The sequence below is a fragment of the Pseudonocardia sp. genome (genome assembly GCF_035305885.1).
Taxonomy (GTDB): Bacteria; Actinomycetota; Actinomycetes; order Mycobacteriales; family Pseudonocardiaceae; genus Pseudonocardia.
The window spans coordinates 51,671-73,699 of sequence record NZ_DATGOP010000124.1; the positions used below are offsets into that span (position 1 = coordinate 51,671).

General features: G+C 75.8%; 17 protein-coding genes and 1 pseudogene. 6 read left to right on the forward strand and 12 right to left on the reverse strand.

Annotated elements, in window-relative coordinates:
- Positions 1–14 precede the first annotated feature (14 nt).
- Together VKZ81_RS28525 and VKZ81_RS28530 are read right to left on the reverse strand one after the other, a co-directional pair.
- Positions 15–1,421 carry a GDSL-type esterase/lipase family protein gene (locus tag VKZ81_RS28525; RefSeq protein ID WP_324244809.1) on the reverse strand — a complete coding sequence of 469 codons (1,407 nt, stop codon included), beginning with the start codon at positions 1,419–1,421 and terminating at the stop codon, positions 15–17.
- Between the two features lie 253 nt (positions 1,422–1,674).
- The gene (locus VKZ81_RS28530; protein ID WP_324244810.1) at positions 1,675–3,855 is read right to left on the reverse strand and encodes a SpoIIE family protein phosphatase; all 2,181 of its coding nucleotides are present in this window, start codon (positions 3,853–3,855) and stop codon (positions 1,675–1,677) included.
- 200 nt (positions 3,856–4,055) lie between these two features.
- Here VKZ81_RS28530 and VKZ81_RS28535 point away from each other — a divergent pair, with 200 nt between their 5' ends.
- Positions 4,056–7,733, forward strand: a complete 3,678-nt coding sequence (locus VKZ81_RS28535; RefSeq protein ID WP_324244811.1) for a HAMP domain-containing protein — start codon at positions 4,056–4,058, stop codon at positions 7,731–7,733.
- Positions 7,730–8,272 (forward strand): response regulator, encoded by a 543-nt coding sequence (locus VKZ81_RS28540; RefSeq protein WP_324244812.1) that lies wholly within the window; start codon positions 7,730–7,732, stop codon positions 8,270–8,272. The genes VKZ81_RS28535 and VKZ81_RS28540 overlap by 4 nt, the downstream gene beginning before the upstream one ends.
- A 6-nt stretch (positions 8,273–8,278) precedes the next feature.
- Here the strand turns inward: VKZ81_RS28540 and VKZ81_RS28545 are convergent, their stop codons facing one another.
- The 4 genes and pseudogenes from VKZ81_RS28545 to VKZ81_RS28555 all read right to left on the reverse strand — a co-directional run bounded on the left by VKZ81_RS28545 (position 8,279) and on the right by VKZ81_RS28555 (position 10,147).
- Entirely contained in the window at positions 8,279–8,428 is a 150-nt protein-coding gene (locus VKZ81_RS28545; RefSeq protein WP_324244813.1) for a hypothetical protein, read from the reverse strand.
- Positions 8,429–8,496: 68 nt separating this feature from the next.
- Positions 8,497–8,760: pseudogene (locus VKZ81_RS35255) on the reverse strand (Gfo/Idh/MocA family oxidoreductase); the annotation flags it as partial.
- Between the two features lie 79 nt (positions 8,761–8,839).
- Entirely contained in the window at positions 8,840–9,016 is a 177-nt protein-coding gene (locus VKZ81_RS28550; RefSeq protein WP_324244814.1) for a CsbD family protein, read from the reverse strand.
- 84 nt (positions 9,017–9,100) lie between these two features.
- Positions 9,101–10,147 carry an AbrB family transcriptional regulator gene (locus VKZ81_RS28555; RefSeq protein WP_324244815.1) on the reverse strand — a complete coding sequence of 349 codons (1,047 nt, stop codon included), beginning with the start codon at positions 10,145–10,147 and terminating at the stop codon, positions 9,101–9,103.
- A 163-nt stretch (positions 10,148–10,310) separates the two neighbouring features.
- Between VKZ81_RS28555 and VKZ81_RS28560 the strand changes: the two genes are divergently transcribed.
- Entirely contained in the window at positions 10,311–10,715 is a 405-nt protein-coding gene (locus VKZ81_RS28560) for an STAS domain-containing protein (RefSeq protein ID WP_324244816.1), read from the forward strand.
- 21 nt (positions 10,716–10,736) lie between these two features.
- Here VKZ81_RS28560 and VKZ81_RS28565 read toward each other — a convergent pair whose 3' ends face one another.
- Together VKZ81_RS28565 and VKZ81_RS28570 are read right to left on the reverse strand one after the other, a co-directional pair.
- Positions 10,737–15,101: a SpoIIE family protein phosphatase gene (locus tag VKZ81_RS28565; RefSeq protein ID WP_324244817.1), complete on the reverse strand. Its 4,365-nt coding sequence runs from the start codon at positions 15,099–15,101 to the stop codon at positions 10,737–10,739.
- A 91-nt stretch (positions 15,102–15,192) separates the two neighbouring features.
- Entirely contained in the window at positions 15,193–16,821 is a 1,629-nt protein-coding gene (locus VKZ81_RS28570; protein WP_324244818.1) for a RecQ family ATP-dependent DNA helicase, read from the reverse strand.
- Positions 16,822–16,945: 124 nt separating this feature from the next.
- Here VKZ81_RS28570 and VKZ81_RS28575 point away from each other — a divergent pair, with 124 nt between their 5' ends.
- The 3 genes from VKZ81_RS28575 (at position 16,946) to VKZ81_RS28585 (ending at position 19,853) form a co-directional block, all read left to right on the forward strand.
- Positions 16,946–17,956, forward strand: a complete 1,011-nt coding sequence (locus VKZ81_RS28575) for a glycosyltransferase (RefSeq protein ID WP_324244819.1) — start codon at positions 16,946–16,948, stop codon at positions 17,954–17,956.
- Between the two features lie 5 nt (positions 17,957–17,961).
- Positions 17,962–19,203: a glycosyltransferase gene (locus VKZ81_RS28580; protein ID WP_324244820.1), complete on the forward strand. Its 1,242-nt coding sequence runs from the start codon at positions 17,962–17,964 to the stop codon at positions 19,201–19,203.
- A 95-nt stretch (positions 19,204–19,298) separates the two neighbouring features.
- Positions 19,299–19,853, forward strand: coding sequence for a D-sedoheptulose-7-phosphate isomerase (locus VKZ81_RS28585; protein ID WP_324244825.1), 555 nt, complete (start codon positions 19,299–19,301; stop codon positions 19,851–19,853).
- 56 nt (positions 19,854–19,909) lie between these two features.
- On the opposite strand, the gene surE is transcribed toward VKZ81_RS28585, so the two are convergent.
- From surE to VKZ81_RS28605, 4 genes are all read right to left on the reverse strand, one after another.
- Positions 19,910–20,692 (reverse strand): 5'/3'-nucleotidase SurE, encoded by a 783-nt coding sequence (gene surE / locus VKZ81_RS28590; protein ID WP_324244821.1) that lies wholly within the window; start codon positions 20,690–20,692, stop codon positions 19,910–19,912.
- A gap of 4 nt (positions 20,693–20,696) precedes the next feature.
- Positions 20,697–21,626: a 1-phosphofructokinase family hexose kinase gene (locus tag VKZ81_RS28595; protein WP_324244822.1), complete on the reverse strand. Its 930-nt coding sequence runs from the start codon at positions 21,624–21,626 to the stop codon at positions 20,697–20,699.
- A gap of 29 nt (positions 21,627–21,655) precedes the next feature.
- Positions 21,656–21,838, reverse strand: a complete 183-nt coding sequence (locus VKZ81_RS28600) for a hypothetical protein (RefSeq protein WP_324244823.1) — start codon at positions 21,836–21,838, stop codon at positions 21,656–21,658.
- Positions 21,839–21,856: 18 nt separating this feature from the next.
- Positions 21,857–22,029: formate--tetrahydrofolate ligase (locus tag VKZ81_RS28605; RefSeq protein ID WP_324244826.1), on the reverse strand; the 173-nt coding region annotated here is incomplete at its 5' end.

The following is a 22,029-nucleotide window of genomic DNA, read 5'->3' on the forward strand; positions in this document are numbered from 1 at the left end:
GCGCGCTCTGCGCGCTAGCCGGCCGTCGGCAGCGGGTCGATGTGGCGCACGACCGACGACGCCATGCGCAGCGAGCCGATCCCGGTCGGGTGGAACGGGTGCGGGTCGGCCATGCCCTGCAGGTCCGGGCCCAGGCCGTCGGTGCCCTTCTCGCACAGCATCGCGAGCTGCGGGTCGGCCACGTCGAACCCGTACTTCTGCGCGCCCGCGATCAGGACGTCGTTGAGCTGCTTGTTCCGGTCGTTCAGAAGCTCGATCTTGAGCGGGTCGAGGCCGGGGTAGCCTTCGGCGCGGGTGTCGGCGCAGTCGGCGCCCGGCGGGAACGCCCCGTAGGAGGTCATGATGATCACCTGCGGGCTGCCGGGCAGCTCGTTGAGGTCGATGAGCAGGTCGCCGTACACGCGGTCGAACGCGGCGAGGCGGTAGTCGAACTCGCCCTGGGTGAGCCGGTCCGAGCAGTCGGGGACGCCGTAGCAGTAGCGCAGGAAGTCGATCCACCCGACGTCGTTCGGGCCGATCGCGACGACGACGAACCGCAGGTCCTGCACCTGCTTGAGCACGCCGACCTGGGCGGGCACGGAGCGTCCCCCGGCGTCCTGCGGCCCGCGCAGGCCGCTCGTGATGGTGGCGCCGGGGCAGGCCAGGTTCAGCACCCGCGCCGGCAGGAGCCTGCCGATCTCGGCGGCGAGCGAGTCGGTGCTGCGCTGGCAGGCCACGTCGTCGGGGCTGCCGTCGGGCACGGGCGGGCCGCCGAGCCGGGCGGCCCGGGAGTCGCCGATGACCGCGCCGTCGTAGCCGGTGATCGGCGGGCCGACGGGGTCGGGCGTGAGGTGGTAGGCGCCGACCAGCTGGGCGAGGGAGGTGACGCCGCGCAGGCCCTGCAGCGACCCGGTGACCGCGAGCGCCCCGGAGGCGAGCCACGCGATCACCGCGCTGACCAGCGCGATGACGGTCATCCGGCGGGCGGCCCGCACGCAGTAGCTGAAGATCTCCGAAAGCGGGGCGTGCTCGCCGCCGTGCGCGCGGCTCTGGCGGTGCAGCACGACGAGCGTGCGGATGCCGGCCGCGGCGCCCGCCGCGCACAGGGTGAAGGCGAGCAGGCCCAGCCCGCCGAGGACGTACCAGGTGGCGAAGCCGCGCGTGACGGTGGAGATCGCCTCCTCCTGCGCCCGCGGCCCCGCGACCGGGTCGAACACCTCGGCCGCGGCCGCGTTGCGGATCACCGGTCCCATCGTGAGCTCGGGGCGCAGCGGGCCGTAGATGTGCAGCTGGTCGATGTCGAGGGCGGTGTTGCCGACCTGGACCAGCCGCGCGGGTCCGGCGATGGACAGGTCGGGCGGCCGGGCGCCGACCGCGATGTGCTGGCCGAAGACGACGAGCTCCTGGGCGGGGGTGACCGCGACCGTGACCGGGATGCCCACGCAGAGGCAGAACGAGACCAGCAGGATCGTCGGCCACGAACGCAGCTCCCCGAGTACTGTCCGCCGGCTGCGCTTCGCGTCCAGTGCTCCACCTCCGTGCGTTCGGGAGCCGACCTCGGACCACACCCACTATGCGTCGCCCCGGAGGTCGAGGGTACGACCGTCCGGGCTATCCGGGCGTGGCTTCGGGCGGGCGTGTGCCCACGTTACGTGTCTCCCTCGCCACAATGCGGAGTCGGCCTCGTCGGGGGTGTCAGGGCGCGGCCCGCACCGCCAGCAGCGCCACGTCGTCGTCGAGGGGCTCGGTGGAGAAGCGCTCGACGGCTTCGCGCACCGCCCCGACGACCTGGACGGCGGGGCGTCCGGCCGCCCGGGCGGCCACCCGCAGCAGCCGCTCCGCGCCGAACTGCTCGCGCCCCCTGCGCCGCTCGGTGACGCCGTCGGTGTAGACGAGCAGGGTGTCGCCGGGGTCGAGCCGGTGGCGGGTGCAGGTGAGCCGGACGGAGGGCACCAGGCCCACCGCGGTGCCGAAGGTGCCGATCAGCTCGGCCGTGCCGTCGGCGCGCACGAGCACCGGCTGGACGTGCCCGGCGAGCACGAGCTCGACGTCGAGCCCGCCGCGCGACGAGCCGTGCGAGTGGTTCGGCCCGCCGCCCGACGCGCGGCGGCGCCTGCTCACCATCGCCGCGGCGAGCGTGCAGAACTGCAGCGGGTCGTCGGCCTCGATCATGACCTCGTTGAGCCGCTCGATGGCGCGCGGCAGCGAGCGGTCGTCGCGGACGAGCACCCGCAGCACGTCGCGGACCAGCCCGGTGCGGGCGGCGGCCCGCGCGCCCTTGCCGCAGACGTCGCCGATCGAGACCAGCCAGCTGGACGGGTCGACCGTGAGCACGTCGTAGAAGTCGCCGCCGACGTCGCTGCCGGTGCTCGCGGGCAGGTACTCGGCCGCGAAGTCCAGGCCGGGCACCATCGGCAGGGCCCGGGGCAGCAGGGCCTGCTGCAGTGCCTGGGAGACCGCGACGTGCGCCGCGGTGCTCTGGGCGTTGTGGATCGCGAGCGCGGCGCGGCGGGCGACGTCGCCTGCGAGCACGACGTCCTCGGGGCTGTGCGGCCGGTTCGCCGGCCTGCCGACGAGCAGGGTGCCCAGCGCCCGCCCGCGGGCCCGCAGCGGTAGCGCGATGCCGTCGGTGGGCACCGCGAACCGGACGGCCGACGATCCGTCGCGCACCACCTCGGCGAGCCGGTTGCGCAGCTCGGTGGGCAGGCCGGGGTGGCCGTCGGGGTCGAGGACGGCGCGCAGCTCGGGCAGGGCGTCCTCGTCGGCGTGGGTGAGCGCGGCGAGCCGCATCTGGCCGGCGGGCTCGACCAGGTGCACGGCGCACCAGCGGCCGAGCCGGGGCACGACGACCTGCGGCACCACCGCGACGGCGAGGTCGACGTCGAGGGACTGGCCGAGCAGCTCGCTGGTCTCGGCGAGGTAGGTCATCCACGAGCGCCTGCGCTGGTCGACCGCGCGCAGCCACTGCGACTCCACCGCCATGGCCACCCGGTAGGCGATCAGCTCGGTGAGGTCGCGGGTGCGCTCGGTGTCGGCGGCGGCCGCGCCGCCGGGGCGGTGGGTCACGCGCAGCACCCCGCGCAGCGGCGCGGTGGTGGGCAGTCGCACCTCGACCCGGCGCGCCGGGTCCACGCCGACGCCGCTGACGATCTCGCCGCCGGTCGACAGCGCCGGGTCGGGGCTGCCGTCGCGGGTGATCTCCCGCGCACCGGTGCCGTCGCCCTCGTCGACCTCCACGCTCACCGACTCGGCGTCGAGCAGCTCGCGCAGCCTGCGCACCAGCTCGGCGACGAGCTCGGAGGGCTCGAGCCGGTCGACCAGGCCCGGTGGCACGTGCAGCAGCCAGCGGGCCTGTTCGGCGGTGGTCCACACCCGTTCCGCGTCCGGCGGGGCGGGCGGGGCCGGGGTCGCCGCGGACGGTTCGGCGCGGGCGAGGGAGAACCAGATGACGTGGCGCCCGTCGGCCTCGTGGCGGGTGCCCCACGTGGTGGCGAGCCGCTGCACGAGCGCGAGCCCGCGGCCGTGGCTCGCCGCGCGGCCGTAGCGCTGGCGCGGCTGGGCGAGGTGCAGCTCCAGCGGCCCGGGGCCGCGGTCGGTGACGGCGACGGTGAGCTCGGTGTCGGTGACGGTGAGGGCCACCTCGAACTCGGTGCCCGCGTGCAGGACCGCGTTCTCGCACAGCTCGCTGGCGAGCAGGATCGCGGTGTCGACGAGGTCGGGGTCGATGGCGCCGGCGGCGCTGCCGTCGCAACCGGCGCCGGACGCGCCGTCGAGCCCCTCCAGCTCGCGTAGCGCTTCCTGGAGCATCCGTCGGGCTCGACCGGCCGATCGCGGGTCCGGCGGCAGCCTGGTCCGCCGCTCGAGCAGAACGGGCACGCAGTGCAGTCTGCACCCCTCGGCTGCGCGGCGCTCACCCCCGTCGCCCCGGGCGGGTCGACCGCCCCGGCGCGGGGTCGAACCGGGGACGGATCCACTAGGGTCGATCCCTGCGGCGGCCGCGCCGGTGCCCCGACCCTGCCGGGTACGGCGCGCGCCCGGAACCGGTCGCCGGTCCGAGCAGTGGAGGGACGGCCCGAATGACCACGACCCCGCGCCAGAGCACCGAATCGACGGGCGCGAGCCCGTCCTCCGGTGTGCAGGTGGCGGCCCCGGAGGCGGGCTCGGAGCAGGCCCGGGAGTCGATGTTCCTGCAGGAGCTCGGCGACTTCCTGCACCAGGTGCGGCGCGGACGGTTCGACGTCCGGCTGCCGCGCCGGGCCGGCGCGCCCGGCGACCTGGTCGACCAGGTCAACGACCTCGTGGCGCTGCTGGAGCGGCGCAACCGCGACTTCCTGCGGATCAGCCGCACGGTCGGCCGCGAGGGTCGGATGTCCGAGCGGCTCAACGAGGAGGCCTACGACGGCGCGTGGGCCCACGGCGTGCAGGCGGTCAACGCGCTGATCGACGACCTCGCCGCCCCGACCGCCGAGATCGCCCGCGTGATCGAGGCGGTCGCCGAGGGCGACCTGTCCCAGCACATGGCGCTGGAGATCGAGGGCAGGCCGCTGCGCGGCGAGTTCCGCCGGATCGGTCGCACCGTCAACACGATGGTCGACCAGCTGTCGAGCTTCGCCGACGAGGTCACGCGCGTGGCGCGCGAGGTCGGCACCGAGGGCATGCTCGGCGGCCAGGCCGACGTGCGCGGCGTCGCGGGCACCTGGCGGGCGCTCACCGACTCGGTGAACACCATGGCGAGCAACCTGACCAACCAGGTGCGCTCGATCTCCACGGCGGCCACGGCCATCGCGCAGGGCGACCTGTCCCGCAAGATCACGGTGAACGCCCGCGGCGAGGTGGCCGAGCTCGCCGAGACGATCAACTCGCTCACCGACACGCTGCGCACGTTCGCCGACGAGGTCACCCGCGTCGCGGTCGAGGTGGGCACCGAGGGCCGCCTCGGCGGGCAGGCCACGGTGCCCAACGTGGCCGGCACGTGGAAGAACCTCACCGACGCGGTGAACCTGATGGCGGCCAACCTGACCAACCAGGTGCGCAACATCGCGCAGGTCGCCTCCGCCGTGAAGAGCGGCGACCTGTCGCAGAAGATCACCGTCGACGCGCGTGGCGAGATCCACGACCTCAAGATGACGGTGAACACGATGGTCGACCAGCTGTCGAGCTTCGCCGACGAGGTCACGCGCGTGGCGCGCGAGGTGGGCACGGAGGGCAAGCTGGGCGGTCAGGCCGCCGTGCCGACGGTGTCGGGCACGTGGCGCGACCTCACCGAGAACGTCAACCAGCTGGCCGGGAACCTGACGGCGCAGGTGCGCAACATCGCGCAGGTGACCACGGCGGTCGCCCGCGGCGACCTGTCGCAGAAGATCACCGTCGACGCCAAGGGCGAGATCCTCGACCTGAAGCTGACCGTCAACACGATGGTCGACCAGCTCTCCAGCTTCGCCGACGAGGTCTCGCGGGTGGCGCGCGAGGTCGGCACGGAGGGCAAGCTCGGCGTGCTCGCCCAGGTGCGCGGCGTCTCGGGCACGTGGCGCGACCTGACCGAGAACGTCAACCAGCTCGCGGCCACGCTCACCACGCAGCTGCGGGCGATCTCGGCGGTCTCCACGGCGGTGGCCCAGGGCGACCTGACCCAGCAGATCACGGTGGCGGCGCGCGGCGAGATCGCCGACCTCAAGGACACGATCAACCAGATGATCGCCACGCTCCGCGAGACCACCCGGCAGAACGCCGAGCAGAGCTGGCTCGACTCCAACCTGGTGCGCATCGGCGGGCTGCTGCAGGGGCAGCGCGACCTCAACGAGGTCTGCCAGATGATCATGAACGAGGTCGCGCCGCTGGTGAACGCCCAGGTGGGGGCGTTCTTCCTGGCGGCCGAGCCGTCGATCATCTCGGGCGCCGACCCGGACCGCTTCGTGATGTGCGGCGGGTATGCGATGACGGCGGGCGATCCGCCGCTGTCGTTCGGGCCGGGAGAGGGGCTCGTCGGCCAGGCGGCCTCGACCCGCCGGGTGGTGGTCGTCGAGGACGTGCCCCAGGGCTACCTGCCGATCCGCTCCGCGGTCGGCGCGGCGTCCCCGCGGTCGGTCGTGGTGCTGCCGATCGTGTTCGAGGGCGAGTGCCTCGGCGTGATGGAGCTGGGCTCGGTGTCGCCGTTCTCGCCGCTGCACCTGACGTTCCTGGAGCGGCTCGTCGCCACGATCGGCGTCACGATCACCACGATCCGGGCCAACCGGCGCACCGAGGAGCTGCTGTCGCAGTCGCAGGTGCTGGCGATGGAGCTGCAGGACCAGTCGGCCGAGCTGCAGCGCGCCAACGCCGAGCTGGAGGAGAAGGCCGAGCAGCTGTCCCAGCAGAACCGCAACGTCGAGATCAAGAACATGGAGATCGACGCGGCGCGCCGGGGCGTGGAGGAGAAGGCGCAGCAGCTGGCGCTGGCGAGCCAGTACAAGTCGGAGTTCCTGGCCAACATGAGCCACGAGCTGCGCACGCCGCTCAACTCGCTGCTGCTGCTCGCGCGGCTGCTCGCCGACAACCCGGACAACAACCTCACCGAGAAGCAGATCGAGTTCGCCAGCACGATCCACAGCGCGGGATCGGACCTGCTGCGGCTGATCGACGACATCCTCGACTTGTCCAAGATCGAGTCCGGCCGGGTCGACGTCGACCCGGCGCCGGTGAACCTCGCCCAGGTCTGCTCGTCGGTCGAGCAGGCGTTCCGCCCGCAGGCCGAGGAGAAGGGCCTCGAGATGCGGGTCGAGATGGGCCCCGACCTGCCCGCGACCATCGTGACCGACGAGCAGCGGCTGCAGCAGGTGCTGCGCAACCTGCTCGCGAACGCCGTGAAGTTCACCGACGCGGGCTACGTCAGCCTCGACATCTCGGTCGTGCCGTCCGGCACCCTGCACGGCGTGCCCGCGCTGGACTCCGCCCGCACCGTCATCGCGTTCACCGTGGGCGACACCGGGATCGGCATCCCGCACGACAAGCTGGAGATGATCTTCGAGGCGTTCCAGCAGGCCGACGGCACCACCAGCCGCAAGTACGGCGGCACCGGCCTGGGGCTGTCGATCTCCAAGGAGCTCGCCCGCATGCTGGGCGGCAAGATCGAGGTCACCTCCGAGCCGGGGGAGGGCTCGGTGTTCACCCTGCTGCTCCCCGACGAGCTGCCCCCGGTCACGGCGGCGGCCGCGCGCATGACCCCGCGCCCGCCGATCCCGGCCCTCGCGCTGCCCGAGCCGACGCTGGAGCCACCGCGCCCGGCGGCGTCGCCGAACCCGATCCTGCGCACCGGGCCGGGCGGGCCCGCCGGGGTCAAGCCCACCCCGGAGCTGAACGGCGTCACCGTCCTCATCGTCGACGACGACGTGCGCAACGTGTTCGCGCTGACCAGCGCGCTGGAGCTGCACGGGCTCACGGTGCTCTACGCCGACAACGGCACCGAGGGGATCCGGCTGCTCACCGAGCACCCGGAGGTGGACGTGGTGCTGATGGACGCGATGATGCCCGACCTGGACGGCAACGAGACCACGCGGCGCATGCGGCAGCTGCCGCAGGGGCACGACCTGCCGATCGTGTTCCTCACCGCGAAGGCGATGCCGGGTGACCGGGAGTCGAGCCTCGCCGCGGGCGCCACCGACTACGTCACCAAGCCGGTGGACCTCGACGAGCTGCTCGCGCTGATGGCCTCGTGGGTCGCGCCGCGGCGCGGGCGGTCGGGCAACGGTGGGGTCCGGGCCGCGGGCGGTGGGAAGTGATCCGCCAGACCGCGCGCGTGCTCGCGGTCGACGACCGGCGGGAGAACCTGCTCGCCCTGCAGGCCATCCTGGAGGGGCTGCCGATCGAGCTGGTCGCGGTGACCAGCGGCGAGGACGCGCTCAAACGCCTGCTCGTCGAGGACTACGCGGTGATCCTGCTCGACGCCCACATGCCCGGCATGGACGGGTTCGAGACCGCGGGGCACGTCAAGCAGCGCGAGCGCACCCGCCACATCCCGATCCTGTTCCTCACCGCGGTCGACTACGACCCGCACCTGGCGTTCCGCGGATACCAGGCCGGGGCGGTCGACTACATCACCAAGCCGTTCGACCCGTGGGTGCTGCGGTCGAAGGTGGCGGTGTTCGTCGACCTGTGGACCACCCACACCCAGCTCGCCGACCGCGCGAGCGAGGTCACCGTGCTGCGGAGCGCGATCGACGAGGCCCTCGAGCTGCTGGAGAGCGCCGACCCGGCCGACGTGGCGCGGGCGCGGGCCCGGTTGGCGGCCGTGCGCGGCGCGCGGCTCGGGACCAGCTGACGCCCCTCAGCGCACCATCTCCGGCCGCCCGGCGGCGGCGGAGCGGGCGAGGGCGCAGGCGAGGCGGTGGCTGCGCAGCGCCTCGGCGTGGTCGGGCGCGTCGCGTTCGGGTGGGCTCGGCGTTCCCCGCAGCGCGGCGACGAACGCTGCGTCCACCGCCGACCGGGGCGCGGCGGCGCTGAACTCGGCGCGGTGCGCGCCCTCGCCGTCTCGTAGACCGCGTCGGGCTCCTCGCCGAGCAGGGCGTCGAGGTCGGGGACCGCGCGCACGTGGTGCGCCTCGGCGAACACCGCGGCGCACCGGGGGTTGACGTCGGTGGCGGCGACGAGCCGCACCCCGGGAATCCGGCCGAGCGTGCGGGCGTGGCGGTGCGCCACCCCTCCCGCGCCCACGAACGCGATGCGGCACGTGGGCTGGGCCCCTGTGACGTCCTCGTTCACGCGTGGCGAGTACCTGCCGAGGGCGGGGGCGAAACGGCGGCTGCACACAGGGCGCGGACAGGGGTGGGCCCCGGCCGGTCGGGGGTCGGCCGGGGCCCGGTGTGGGGGCTCGGTCAGCAGCTACCGGTCAGCTCCGGAAGGCGTCCTTGACCTTGTCGCCCGCCTGCTTGAGGTTGCTCGTGGTCTGGTCGCGCTCGCCCTGCGCCGCGAGCTCCTCGTCGTCGACGGCGCGGCCGACGGCCTGCTTGGCCTTGCCTCCGACCTCCTCGAGCTTGTGGTCGATCTTCTTGTCGTGGCGGCCCATCGGGGTCCTCCGATCCTCGGTCGGCCCGGGACTACCCGCCTTCGCACCGCCCACCCATCCCATCCGCCGAACGGGTGACGGGCGTCAGGGGAGGGCGCGGGCGGCGAGCCGGGCGACCGCCGGGGTGACCAGCAGCATCACCACCACGCGGAGCACCTGCACGGCCATGACGAACGTGACGTCGGAGCCCGCGGACACCGCCGTGGCGAGCACGGCGTAGACCCCGCCCGGGGTGGTGGCGAGGTAGCCGTCGAGGGCGGTCGTGCCGGTGAGCGCCGACAGCACCAGGCCCAGGCCGGCGCAGGCGAGGATGACGCCGGCGATGAGCGCGGTGGCCGGCAGCAGCGCGCCGAGGACCGTGCGCAGGCTCTCGCGGGTGAACCGGGACCCCGCCTGCCACCCGATCACGGCGTAGGCGAGCTCGACCAGCGCGTCCGGCGGCGCGGCGCCGAAGGACAGGCCGGTGAGGTTGAGCGCGATGGCCACGCACATCGGCCCCAGCAGCGCGCCGGCGGGCACCCGCGCGAGGCGCGCCAGCGTCGTGCCGACCACGGCGCACAGAACGAGGTGGGCGAGGTCGACGACGAGCGGCGCCGCACCGGACGGGCCCGGCCCGGACCCCGCCCGCGCGCCGAACCCGACCGCCGCCACCACCGGCATCGTGGCGGTGACCAGCCCGACCCGCAGGTACTGGACCACGGCGACCGTGCGGTCGTCGCCGCCGAGCTCGCGGCTCACCGCCACCAGCCCCGAGGCGCCACCCGCGGTGAGCGCGAGCATCCCGGTCAGCGGCGACACGCCGCGGCGCAGGCCCAGCAGCAGGCCGGCGCCCATGCTGACCGCGAGCGTCGCGACGGACACGAGCAGCACGGGCACCCACTGGCCGGCGAGGCCCGCGAGCGTGCCCGGCTGGGCGAGCACGCCGATCACCACGCCGATCACGGCCTGTGCCGCGGTGTTCGGCGGTCCGGGCACGTCCACCCCGAGCCCGGCGAGCGCCAGCGCCGCGGCGACGAGCAGACCGGCGAACAGGGCGGGCGACGGTACCCCGAGCGGGGCGAGCGCGGCGGTGGCCGCCGCGGTGAGCACGACCAGCGGCGCCCAGCGCCGAACCGGTGTTGGTGATCCCATCACAGCCGATTCTCCAGCCGCTCGAGGTGGGCCGAGCGGCGGCCGCGCAGCGCCCGGTCGACCCGTCCGGGTGGCTCGGTCCCCCTTGCGGCCGGCGGGGCCCAGGTGCAGGGTGAACGCGCGGGCACGCGCCCGTTCGGCGGCCGACGAGGGCGGGACACCGATGAGCCAGCGGACCGAGCGCATCGAGGGCGAGGGCGGGTGCCTGCGGCCACCGGCCGGACTGCTGCGCATCGAGGTGGCGGAGTCCCGGCCGGGGGTCACGGTGCTCGCGCCCGTCGGAGAGGTGGATGTCTCCACGGCCGACGTGCTGCGCCACGCGGCGGACGAGGCGGTGGCCGCTGCGCCGCGGTGCCTCGTGATCGACCTGTCCCGGCTCACGTTCTGCGGGTCCACCGGGCTGGTCGTGCTCATGGGCGCGCAGCAGGCCGCCGAGGCGGCGGGGGTGCGGTTCGGGACGGCCGGTGGGCCGCCGATCGTGCGCCGGGTCCTCGAGATCACCCAGCTCGGGCCCGTCCTGCAGCACCGCGAGTCGGTCGACGCGGCCCTGCAGGAGCTGGACGCCTGATCGCGGGCGCGTCGGGCGCGCTCAGCCGCGGGTGTCGGGACCCACCAGCTCCAGCAGCTCGTCCACCCCGCTCAGGGTGAGCGCCCTGCGCACCACGTCGCCGGGGGCCACCAGCACCCGCATCCGCCCGCCCGCGGCCCGCGCGCGGCGGTCGGCCTCCACGAGCAGCGCGACGCCCGCGCTCGCGAGGTAGGTGGTGGCGCGCAGGTCCACCATGAGGTCGCGGCCCTCGTCCGCGCACGCCAGCAGGTCCTCCCCGACGCCGCGCACCCCGGCGAGGTCCAGCTCACCGCGGACCTCCACCGTGTCCGGACCGCCGTCGCCACCGCGGCGGACCCGCAGGGACGCCGGGCCCACCGGCACCGGTGTCAGGCGCGGGGCGGGAGCGGGCGGCGTCGGGGGCGCCGGCTCCCCGGACGGGGGCAGCCGGAAGCGCACCTCGGTGCCCTCGGGCCCGTGGTGCAGCCGCATCCGGCTGCTGACGTCGCGGATCAGCTCCAGCCCCCGGCCCCGGTAGCCCTTGTCCTCCGGGACGGGCCGCCAGGTGCCCTCGTCGCGCACGTGCGCCTCGATCCCGCCGTCGGCGTCGCGGACCAGCTCGACCGACATCGGGCCCGGCTCCCGCCCGCGGTAGGCGTGCTCGACGGCGTTGGCCGCCGCCTCGCCGACCGCGAGCTGCAGGTCGTAGAGGTCGTCGTCGGCGATGCCGACCGAACTCGCCCACGCCAGGACCGCGGCCCGCAGCTCCCGCAGCACCGTGGCCCGGGCGGGCAGCACCAGCCGCAGCGGGGCGGGCACGAGCCGCGCCACGATCAGGGCGACGTCGTCGACCGGGTCGGGGGCGCCGCCCGCGGAGGTGTTCGCGTGGTTGCCGTCGAGGGCGCCGGCGAGCAGCGCGTCGGTGAGGGCGTCGGGGGACAGGGCGTGGTGGCGGGCGGCGATCTCGGCGAGCCGGTCGATCCCGTCGTCGACGAGCTCGCCGCGGCGCTCGACCAGGCCGTCGGTGTAGAGCAGGATGCTCTCGCCCGGCTCGATCGTCGCGGTGCCCGCCGTGTAGGGCGGTCGCGCGCGCACGCCCATCACCGTGCCGGTGGCGTCCTCCAGGCGCCTGCAGCCGTGCGGCCCGGCCACGAGCGGCGGCGGGTGGCCCGCCCGCGCCCACACGAGCTCCCCGGTCTCGGGGTCGAGCACGAGGCACGCCACCGTGCTGCCGGTCGCGCCGGGCACGCGGCAGGCGAAGCGGTCGAGCCGCTCGAGGGCCTGCTCCGGGTCGTGGCCCTCCAGCAGGTACCCCGAGAGCGCGCTGCGCAGCTGGCCCATGATGGCCGCGGCCTGCGCGCCCTGGCCGACGACGTCGCCGACCGCGATCGCCACCCGGCCCCCGTCCAGCGGCAGCACGTCGTACCAGTCGCCGCCCGCCTGGCTGCCGCGCGCCCCCGGCAGGTAGCGCGAGGCCAGCGGCAGCCGCTCGAGCCGGGGCAGCGTCGGGGGGAGCAGGCTCTTCTGCAGCGTCTCGGCGACGACGCGGCGCTCGTCGGCGGCGGCCGCCCGCTCGAACGCGGGCGCGGCCTGCGCGACGAGGGCGAGCACGAACTCGCGCTCGTCGGCGGGGAAGGTGCGCTCGGTGGGGAACGACAGGCCGATCGCACCGACGACCCGCCCGACGGCCGCGAGCGGCAGCGCGGCGGCCGCGTGCCTGCCGGCCGACTCGGCCTTGTCCAGGAGCGTCGGCCAGTCGCGGGCCCAGTCCTCCCGGTTGCGGATCCACACCGGTTCCCCGGAGCGCGCGGCGGCGGCGATCGGTACCGGGTCGTCGAGCCGCATCGGCGAGTACGAGCCGAGCACGGGCTCGGCGTACCCCGCGGCGTGCACGAGCTGCAGGCCGCGCTCGGGGTCGGCGAGGTAGACGCTCACCGCGGCGGCGCCGAGGACGCCGGGCAACCGCGCGACGAGCAGCCGGGCCGCCTCCAGCACGCTGGCCGCCGACGCGAGGTCGCCGCTGACCTGCTGCAACCGCCGTTCCCGCGTCCGCCTGCGGTCGGCGGCGAGCATCATCGACGCCCGCCTGCCCAGCTCGGCGGCGAGGTCGAGCTCGGAGTGGTGGTAGTAGCGGTTCGCGCCGAAGTTCACGAACGCGAGCACCCCCGCCAGGTCGTCGCCGACCATGAGCGGGACGACCAGGGCGTTGCTCGCGCGCAGCGCGAGCCGGGTGGCCGCCGAGGCGTCGCCGTCGACGGCGGAGCGGATGAGCTCCTCGGTGACCGGAACGACGACCGGCTTGCCCCCCGCGAGCGCCTCGGCGAGCGACGGCGGCAGCCGCGTCGCCGGGAACGTGCGCAGCACCTCGGCGACGCTCGGGTGGTCGTGCTCCACCGCGGCCCGGTGCAGCAGGCCGTCCGGGCCGACGAGCGCCACCACGGCCGTGTCGCCCAGCTCGTGCACGACGAGCCGGGCGAGGGCGCGCAGCCGCTCCTCGACGCTTCCCTCCTGGGTGACGAGCTGGCCCGTGTCGGCCAGCAGGGCCGCGGCCCGCTCGGCGCGCTTCTGCTCGGTGACGTCGACGGTGAGGCCCTGCGCGGCCACCGGGACGCCGTCGGGCCCGATGACCACGTGCACCACCTGGTGCAGCCACAGCACCCGCCCGTCGACCGCGACGGCGCGGTAGGTGAGGTCGTGGTCGACGCCGGCCGCGGTGCGGTCCCGGACGTGGGCGAGCACCTCGTCGCGGTCGTCGGGGTGGATGATCGCGGGCCAGAAGTCGGGGTCGTCGCACCAACGGGCCGCGGGGTGGCCGAGCAGCTCCTCGGCCCGGTCGGACACGAACGTGAACCGCAGGCCGCCCGAGCCGTCCGGGCCGCCGTCGGGCTCCCAGTCGGCCTCCCACACGATGGCCGCGAGCCCCTGCACCATCGCGCGCAGCCGGGCGGCCGCGGCCTCGGAGGCCTTGCGGGCGGCGTGCTCGGTGGCGACGTCGCGGCGGATCTGCTCGGCCCGGCGCTCCTCGGTGATGTCGGTGGTGGTCGCGAGGAAGCCGGTGATCTCGCCGGCCGGGTCGCGCAGCGGGCGCGCGGACGTCCGGACGTCGCGCACCGTGCCGTCGGTGGCGACGATGCGGTAGGTCGACTCCCACACGGTGCCCTGGCGGACCGCGGCGGCCCAGCCGGCCGCGGCGGCCTCCCGGTCGTCGGGGTGCACCTGGTCGGTCCAGCCGGTGCCGGTGAGCTCGGTCGCGGGGCGGCCCCACAGCTGCGCGATCTGGTCGTTGACGAACGTGGTGGTGCCGCGCCGGTCGGCGACCCAGATCCCCACCGGCGCCTGGGCGACCAGCGTGCGGTAGCGCTCCCGCTCCTGGTAGAGCGCGCTGCTCAGCGCCTCGTCGGAGGGGGCGTCCCCGTCGAGGGCGCTCGCGTCGGCGAGCGCGGCCGACACCTGGTCGGCGACGGCGCGCAGGAACGCGAGGTGTTCGTCGTCGAGCGGGCGGTACGGGTTGACCCCGAGCACCAGCACACCGTCCGGCGCGCCCGAACGCAGCGGCAGCACCACCGCGGCGTCCGGGGCGAGCGGCCCGAGGTCGGCCGGGGCGGGGAAGGCGGCGGGTAGCCCGTCGCGCAGCCCGCGCACGACGACCGGTTCGCCGGCGCGCAGCGCCTGCAGCTGCGCCGACCCCGATCCGTCGGTGGCCGGCAGCGCGGGCAACCCGCCGGGCAGGCCGTGCGAGCTCACGACCTCCAGCTCGCCCGAGTCCGGGTCGCGGCGGCAGAGCGCGGCGAACGGCACGTCGCGCGGGTTGTGCGCGAGCACGTCGAGCGCGGCGACCGCGACGCGTTCGACCGCGCGGCCCGCCGGCGCGAGGCGCACGGGGGACACGTCGCCGAGCGCGCGCAGCGTCTCACGCCTGCGCTCGCCCACCACCCGGTCCGTGGTCTCCGTGGCGACGGTGAGCACGGCGAGCACGCTGCCGTCGTCGTCGCGGACGGAGGTGTGCACCAGCGACCAGTGGGTCTCCTCGGGCGCGTTCCCGCGGCGCAGGACGAGCGGCTGCTCGTCGATCCGGACGCCGACGCCGGTGTCGAGCACCTCGGCGATGGCGGGCCCGACGAGCGGCCACGCCTCGGCGAACGCGCGCTCCCCGGGCCTGCCCAGCGCCGACGGGTGGGCGCGGCCCGCGAGGGCGGCGAAGGCGTCGTTGTAGAGCGTGACCAGCTCGGGGCCGACCCACAGCAGCATCGGCTGCGGCGACTGCAGGACGATCCCGGTGGCGGCGCGGATCGGTCCGGGCCACGCGGACGGCGGACCGAGGGGGCCGGCTGCCCAGTCGCGTTCACCGATCAGCCTGCCCAGCTCGCCACCGCCTGCGAGGAACGACAACGCGCGGGCGGCGGTCACCGGGGGGATTCTAGGCGCGACGATCGTCGGGGCGCCCGCTGAACCTCCGGCGCGCCGCAGCGACCCCGCAGGTGGTGGCGGGTCGTCGGGGTCACTCGCTCGGCTGCAGCAGATCCCGCTCGCGCACCGCGTCGAGGGCGAGCGTCTTGTAGCCGTGCTCGGCGAACAGCACCGTCACCCGGTCGTGCTCGGCGGAGAGCACGACGCCCTCGCCCCACCGCGGGTGCCGGACCTCCTCCTGGCCACCCATCGCCGCCGCGTCCCGGCCGACCGCCTGGGAGGTGCCCGCCTCGCAGCTGTCGCAGCGGTCGCAGTGCCCGGTGCGCTGCTCGCCGAAATACCCCAGGAGGATGCGGCGGCGGCAGTCGGTGCTGCCGGCGTAGCCGCGGATCATCTCGATGCGGGAGCGGACCATCTCGCGGCGCCGCTCGGCGATCGCCACGGCCTCGTCCACGGCCGCCTCACCGGTGGGTTCGCCGGTGGCCGCGCACCGGCCCTCGTCGTCGGTGGCCACCGCGCCGGCCTGCTCGAGCAGGTTGAGCGCCGTGGTGCGGCGGGCGGGGGAAAGGCCGGTCTCGGTGCCGATCTCCGCGGGCGTGCGGGCCCGCCCGTCGGCGAGGGCGGAGAGGACCGCGTGCAGCGCGTCCGGCTTCGGCCGGCGCGCGGTGAGGAAGCGCTGCAGGTTGAAGTCGCGCGGGTGGTGGTGCAGCTCGACGACCGCGGGCTCACCGTCGCGCCCGGTCCGGCCGATCTCCTGGTAGTAGGCGTCCAGCGACGCGGGAGCGGCCGCGTGCAGCACGAACCGCACGTCGGGCTTGTCGATGCCCATCCCGAACGCCGAGGTGGCGACCACGACCGCGAGGCCGCCGTCGAGGAAGCGCTCGTGCACCCGCTCGCGGGCCGTCCGGCTCAGCCCGGCGTGGTAGGCGGCCGCGCCGACCCCGCGGGCGGCGAGCGCCTCGGCGTAGGCGGTGGTGTCCTTGCGGGTGGCGCAGTACAGCAGGCCGGCACCGGTGGCCGCGAGCTCCACGACCCGCTCCTCGACCTCGGCGCGGCGCATGTCGGCGTCGGCGAACCCGTACGCGGCCAGGTGCAGCTCGGGCCGGTCGAAGCTCGCCACCACCTCCCGGTGCTCGCGCAGGCCGAGGCGCTCGACGATGTCGGCGCGCACCGGCGCGGAGGCGGTTGCGGTCAGCGCGACCACCGGCGGGTGCCCGAGCCGCTCGACGACGCCCCCGAGGCGCAGGTAGTCGGGGCGGAAGTCGTGCCCCCACTCCGACACGCAGTGGGCCTCGTCGACGACGAAGAGCGCGGGCCCCGCGGCCCGGACCCGCTCCACGACCTCCTCGTTCGCGAGCTGCTCGGGGGCGAGGAACAGGTACTCGGCCGTGCCCGCGTCGACGGCCTCCCACGCCGCCCGGTTCTCCGCGGCGCCCTGCACGGAGTTGACGGCGACCGCGGCGGCGTCCGCGCGGTCGAGCAGGCCCTCGCGCTGGTCGTGCTGCAGCGCGATGAGCGGCGACACGACCACCGTGGGGCCGGCGCGCAGCTGCGCGGGCACCTGGTAGATCGCCGACTTCCCGGAGCCGGTCGGCAGGACGGCGAGCACGTCGCGTCCCCGCGTCACGTGCTCCATGGCCTCGAGCTGTTCGGGGTGCAGCTCGGTCCAGCCGAAGGTTTCGGCGGCCGTGCGCCGCAGGGCTGCGCGGGGGCTTCTCACGGCTGCCACGTACCCCGCCCGCGGCCTCGCCATCCGGCGAACACGGACCGTGAAAAGGTGCCACGCTGCGTAGCAGTTCGTCGAAGCGGGTTTTGATCCGGCGCGTTCGGCCGATCCGAAGGGGGTGAACATCCTCCTCTGGCACGTGCACGGCTCCTGGACGACCGCGTTCGTCCAGGGCGCGCACCGCTACCTCATCCCCACGCTCCCGGAGCGCGGCCCGTGGGGTGGAGGCCGCCCGGCCGCCTGGGAGTGGCCGGCCACGGCCGTGGAGTCGGCGCCCGAGGAACTGGCCGACGCGGACGTCGACGTCGTGGTGCTGCAGCGGCCGGAGGAGTTCGAGCTCGCCGAGCGCTGGCTGCGCCGCACCCCGGGCCGGGACGTGGCCGCGGTGTACGTCGAGCACAACGCGCCGCGCGAACACGCCGCCACGAGCAGGCACCCGGTCGCCGACCGGGACGACGTCTGCCTGGTGCACGTCACGCACTTCAACCGCCTGATGTGGGACGCGGGCAGCACCCGGACGGCGGTCGTCGAGCACGGCGTCGTCGACCCCGGACACCGATACACCGGGGAGATCGCCGCCGCCGCCGTGGCGGTCAACGAGCCGCTGCGCCGCGGCCGGATCACCGGCACCGACCTCCTGCCCCGGTTCGCGGGCGTGGTCCCGCTCGACGTGTACGGGATGGGCACCGCGGGGCTCGACACCGCCCTCGGCACGGGCGGGCGCGTGCGCTCCCGTGGCGACCTGCCGCAGCCCGTGATGCACGCCGAGATGGCGCGCCGGCGCGTGTACCTGCACCTGTCGCGCTGGACCTCGCTCGGGCTGTCGCTCGTCGAGGCGATGCACCTGGGCATGCCGGTGGTGGCGCTCGCCACCACGGAGGCCGTCGAGGCGCTGCCCCCCGGGGTGGGCTTCTGCTCCACCCGCCTCGACCGGCTCGAGGACGCGGTGCGCGAGCTCGTGGCCGACCCCGAGCTCGCCCGGGCCCGGGGCGCCGCGGCCCGCGCGCACGCGCTGGCCCATCACGGACTGGACCGATTCCTCGGCGACTGGGACGCGCTGCTCGCCGAGGCGACGCAACCAGACGAGGCCCGCGTCCCGGCCGCATCCGCCACGAACGGAAGGAGCTGATCCGGATGCGGATCGCCATGGTCACCGAGCACGCGAGCCCGCTCGCCGCCCTCGGGGGAGTCGATGCCGGCGGGCAGAACGTGCACGTGCTCGAGCTGAGCTCGGCGCTCGCCGGGCTGGGCCACGACGTCACCGTGTGGACCCGCCGCGACGACCCCGCGCTCCCCGACGCGGTGCCCGTCGGCTCCGGCGTCGTCGTCCGGCACGTGCCCGCGGGCCCGCCGCGTCCGGTGCCGAAGGACGAGCTGGTGCCCCACCTGCCCGCGTTCACGCGAGCGCTGGAGGACGCCTGGACGGCCGACCCGCCGGACATCGTGCACGCCCACTTCTGGATGTCGGGGATGGCCGCGCTCGCGGCCGCCGCCGGCCGGATCCCCGTGGTGCAGACCTTCCACGCGCTGGGCAGCGTGAAGCGCCGCCACCAGGGCGCCGACGACACCAGCCCCGCCGGCCGGGTCCGCGCCGAGCTGGCCGTGGCCCGCCAGGTCGATCGCGTGCTCGCCACCTCCACCGACGAGGTGTTCGAGCTGGCGCGCCTGGGTGCGCCCCGGCGCCGGATGACCGTCGTCCCCTGCGGCGTCGACACCGCCGTGTTCACCCCCGACGGGCCGGTGGCCCCCCGCGGCGACCGGCCCCGGCTGGTCACCCTCGGCCGGCTGGTGCGCCGCAAGGGCGTGGACGAGGTGATCGAGGCGCTGCGCCGCCTGCCCACCGCCGAGCTCGTCGTCGCGGGCGGCGCTGCCCCGGGGGAGGACGGCCGGGAGGACCCCGACGTCGCCCGGTTGCGCGCCTGCGCCCGGCAGGCGGGCGTGGCCGACCGCGTCCACCTCATCGGCCCCGTCGCCCGCGCCGACGTGCCCGCCCTGCTGCGCTCGGCCGACGCGGTGGTCTGCGTGCCGTGGTACGAGCCGTTCGGCATCGTTCCCCTCGAGGCGATGGCGTGCGGGCGGCCCGTGGTCGCGAGCTCCGTCGGCGGGATCACCGACACCGTGGTCGACCAGGTGACCGGCGTGCTGGTGCCCCCGCGCCGGCCCGACCTCCTCGCCGCGGCACTTCGGGACCTGCTGGCCTCCCCGACGATGGGCGACGCCCACGGCATCGCGGGCCGCGACCGCGTCCTCGCCCGGTACGACTGGCAACGCGTGGCCACGGCCACCGCCATGGTCTACGAGGACGTCGTCGACACCCGCGCCCGCCGCGCCCGTGCCGCGACCGGCTCCACCGAGCCGGCCGGGGCGCACCCGTGAGCCCGCCGCCGGGCACGCTGTTCCCCACGAGGCCGCCCGAGGCGCTCACCGTCGCCGGTGAGATCAGCGGCGCGCTCGGCGCCCACGTCGACCGGCTGGCCGCCGCGCTCCCGGTGCTGCGAGCCGCCGCCCCGACGCTCGGCGGCTGGGGCGCCGACCTCGCCGCCCGCCTGCTCACCGGCAGCCGGCTCCTCGCGGCGGGCAACGGCGGCAGCGCCGCGGAGGCCCAGCACCTCACGGCCGAGCTCGTCGGCCGCTTCGACGGGGAACGTTGCCCGCTCGCCGCGATCGCCCTGCACGCCGACACCTCGAGCATGACCGCCATCGCCAACGACTACGGCTTCACGGAGGTCTTCGCCCGGCAGGTGCGGGCGCACGCCCGTCCCGGGGACGTGCTCCTGCTGCTGTCGACGAGCGGCCGCAGCGACAACCTCATCGCCGCCGCCGTGGCGGCCGTCGGGGCGGGCGCCACCCGGTGGGCGATCACCGGCCCCGGTCCGAACCCCCTCGCAGCGGCCTGCGACCGCGCCGTCTGCCTGCCCGGCGACACCGCGACCGTGCAGGAGTGCCACCTGGCGGCGGTGCACATGCTGTGCCGCGCCGTCGACACCGCCGTCGCGGCGGCGGCGGCGACGCACGGCCCGGCGTAGCCGCCCCACGAACCGAACCCAGCGGGATCACCGCGTGCCGCCGGTGCGCAGCACGCTCAGGCGCGCACCCGCCGCGGCCGGTCCAGCCAGCCCGCCACGAGCCCACCGTCGTCCTCGGCGACCGGGCGCAGGGCGGTGAGCGTCGGGTGCCCGGCGGCGAGCAGCGCCCCGTCGGTGCCCTCCTCCGGCTCGGTGCCGACCTCGACCTCACCGAGGCGCAGCCCGTCGGGCCCCACCTCGTCGACCCGGGCCTGCACGGAACCGAACTCGGCGAGCCGCGCGTGCCGCAGCTCCCGGTGGGCGCGGGGCGGCCGGTCGGGCACGTTCAGCGACAGCGATGTGCCCGGCGGGGCGTCCAGCAGGAGGTCGAGGACGCGGGGGAACAGCTCGTCGGCTGCGTCCCAGCGGCGCTCCCCGCTCGGGCGCAGGGCGACGTCGAGGCTCACCGCGAGCCCGCGCACGTCGTGCACGGCGGCGGTGAGGATCGCGCCGACGGTCCCGGAGCGCAGCACCGCCCGCCCGACGTTGGCGCCGTGGTTGATGCCCGACAGGACGAGGTCGGGTGCGGGGTCGAGCCAGCCGGTCAGCGCCGCGACGACGATGTGTCCCGGCTGTGCCCGCACCGCCCACGCCGGCACGTCGGGCAGGCCGGGCAGCTCACGCCGCTCCACGACCGTGCGGCCCTCGTCGCGCACCGCGGTGATCGCGGCGCTCGCGCCGCTGGATTGGGTCGCGGGGGCGGCCACGACGACGTCGAGCCCGGCGGCGGTGGCGAGGCGGGTGAGCGCGGCGAGCCCGGCGGAGTCGATGCCGTCGTCGTTGGTGATCAGCGCGCGCACCCGCTCAGCCGTTCCACTCGACGAGCTCGACCCGCCCGGCCAGCGTGCGGACCGCCTGCTCGCCGCCGGTCCCGAGGCCGCGCCGGACGACGTTGAGCGCGCCGCAGGCCGCCCCGGTCCGCAGCGCCTCACGCACCTCCTCGCCGCGCACCAGGGAGGCGACCACGCCCGCGGTCATCGAGTCGCCCGCCCCGCGGGTCTCCGCGGGCTCCAGCGGCGGCACCCGGATCTCCAGCACCGCGTCCGAGCCTCCGGGGAGCGCGAGGGCGGGCTGCGCGGCGCGCGAGACGATCACCGTCCCGGCGCCGTCGGCGCGCAGCTGCTTCATCGCGGCCACCAGCGCGGCGGGCTCGTCGCTGTCGGCCCGCCCGTCCTCGATGAGCTCCTCGTGGCTCACCTTCACCACCGCGGGCCCGCCGGCCAGCACCGCGTCGAGCCGCTCGCCGCAGAGGTCGGCGGCCACCCGGCAGCCGTTGGCGGCGAGGTCGGTGGCGAGCCTGCGGTACAGCGACGCCGGTACCACCTGGTCGGAGTTCGGGCCCGCGAGGATCACCGTGCCGTGCTCCAGCCCTTCGGCGAGCACCAGCTCGTAGAGCGCGTCCTGGTCGTGGCGGTCCAGCGGCGCGCCCGGGGCCTCGGCGATCTCCTCCCGGCTGCCGCTGCGCCGGTCGTGCACGTAGCCGCCGTTGCGCGCGCCCACGCGCACCGTCCGCAGCTCGACGTCCTCGCCGGTCAGCAGGTGCCCGAGCACCTCGCCGGTCTCGCCGCCGAGCGCGGCGCACAGCACCGTCGGCACCCCGAGCGAGGAGATCATCCGGGCCTGCCACACGCCCTGCCCGCCGGGGTGGACGTGGATGTCGGCCGCACCGGCCCGGTCCTCGATCGTGACGGTGAGCAGGGGCGACGGCGCGAAGACCACGACTGCGGGCGACATGTCCGGTTCGTTACCCCGTTGGGGACCGGCTAGTCGCGTCCGCCCGGGGACGGCTCGGGCCGCGGCGCGTCCGGCGAGTCCTCGTCCGGCGCGCGGTGGCGCCGGTCCGGGGCGTCGGGGTGGACGGCGTCGGGCTGGTCGCGCCGCCCGATCGACGGCCGCGCCGACTCGCCGGGGTCGCGCTCGGTCGGGTCCTTCTCGGGCTCGGTCATGCCCCGGGGGTACCCGGGTCACGACAGGTTGACGATCTCGCCGTTGGCGTCGAGGTCGATGCGGTGGGCGGCGGGGTTGGTGCCGAGGCCGGGCATGGTGCGCATGTCGCCGCAGATCGGGTAGATGAACCCGGCGCCGACGGAGGCGCGGACCTCGCGCACGGGCAGCCGCCAGCCGGTGGGGGCGCCTT